At 73.9% G+C, this 1358-nt stretch carries 2 protein-coding genes and 1 pseudogene; all 3 read right to left on the reverse strand.

From position 1 onward, the window contains the following. Window positions 1–95: 95 nt before the first annotated feature. Complete coding sequence (locus B7767_RS35975; protein WP_085575710.1) at window positions 96–470, reverse strand: hypothetical protein; 375 nt, start codon at window positions 468–470, stop codon at window positions 96–98. A gap of 85 nt (window positions 471–555) precedes the next feature. Continuing rightward, window positions 556–1074, reverse strand: coding sequence for a roadblock/LC7 domain-containing protein (locus tag B7767_RS35980; RefSeq protein WP_030863626.1), 519 nt, complete (start codon window positions 1072–1074; stop codon window positions 556–558). Between the two features lie 38 nt (window positions 1075–1112). Beyond that, window positions 1113–1358 (reverse strand): annotated as a pseudogene (locus B7767_RS35985) (hypothetical protein); the annotation flags it as partial.

Below are 1358 nucleotides of genomic sequence, written 5' to 3' on the forward strand. Positions count from 1 at the left end.
TTCATGCGCGCCGTGCGCGGCGGGCTGCTCGACGCCGGGGTGCCCGCCCGCTCCATCCACTACGAGGTCTTCGGCCCCGACCTGTGGCTGCCGGATCAGACCTCGAGCTCGGACTCGATCCGGCGCAGCTGGTGCCGCGCCATGGCCAGGTTGGCCCGGCTGCCGTCGAGCACCAGGTACAGGAAGAGGCCGTTCCCGCCGCGCCCCTTGAGCAGGCGGATGAGGTGGTACTGGCTGTTCAGGGTGATCAGGATGTCCTCGATCTCCTCGTTCAGCCCCAGGTGTTCCATGGTGCGCAGCTTGGACCGTACGACGTCGGTGTTGCCGGCGGCGGCGACCTCCAGGTTGAAGTCCTTGCCGCCGCCCATCGTGCCGAGGGCCATGCCGCTGGTGTAGTCGACGAGCGCGGCGGCCGTCGCGCCGTCGATGGAGCTGAGGCATTCCTTGAGCGAGGTCTCGGTGTTGGCCATGGGACGTGTTCCTTTCGGTCGTGACAGGTGATTCGGGCCGGCCGCCGGGTCGTGCGGAGGCGTCCGGCCGGGGGAAAGCCGGAAGTCAGCCGCCGGGCTGGGGCCGGGGCCGGTGTACGGGCCGCTGCGGGGTCCGTACCGGGAGGGTGCCGATGGGCCGGGCCGGGTCCGGTGCCGGCGCGGGGGTCTCCCGGGTCGTGAGCCGGTCGGCGTGCCGTCCTCCGCCCGGGCCGCTGTGGGTGTCCACCAGTTCCGCGATCCGGGCGCCGCTGCGCCGGCCCTCCAGGTGCAGCCGGCCCACGTTGACCCGGTCGTCGGCGAGGAGGGTGAGCACGGCGGTGGTGCCGGCCGCGTAGGTGGCGATGTAGCCCTGGCTGCCGCGCACCAGGAGCTCGCGGAACTCGCCGCGGGCGGCGGCGTCCGCCATCCGGTACGCGACGCCGAGCGCGGCGGCGGTGAGCGCGGCCAGTCCCTCCGGTTCGGTCTCGGGGACGTCGTGGGCGAGGACCAGTCCGTCGACGGTGGCCGCGAGGGAGCCCGCCAGCTTGGGTATACGGGTGCGGAGCCGACGCAGTTCGTCCAGCACGTCGGTCTCGACGGCCATGAGCAGTCTCCTTTCGGCACGCTGTCGGCGCGCGCGGATCACAGTGCCTCCAAGGCGTCCAGGAGCCGTCTCAGCAGCGCTGTGTCGGGCTCGTCCCACGCCGCGCCGCCCGCGTCGGGGACGGCGTGGACGGGCGTGGCGGGCGGGGGTGGCGCGGGGGTGACCAGTCCACCGGCGGCCAGGCGGCGCAGTTCGACGAGGGTGTGGAAGGTGCGGTGGGCGAGGGCCGCGGCGATCTGTGCGGCGGTGCGGGCGCCGTCGACCTGGGCGAGGGTGCGGGCGCG

This window comes from Streptomyces sp. 13-12-16, from assembly GCF_002114215.1.
In the GTDB taxonomy this organism is placed as follows: Bacteria; Actinomycetota; Actinomycetes; order Streptomycetales; family Streptomycetaceae; genus Streptomyces.

Bases quoted from the DNA above. Each gene is read 5' to 3' on its own strand.
- B7767_RS35975 (WP_085575710.1), bottom strand. From the start codon at position 470: ATGGCCAACACCGAGACCTCGCTCAAGGAATGCCTCAGCTCCATCGAC.
- B7767_RS35980 (WP_030863626.1), bottom strand. From the start codon at position 1,074: ATGGCCGTCGAGACCGACGTGCTGGACGAACTGCGTCGGCTCCGCACC.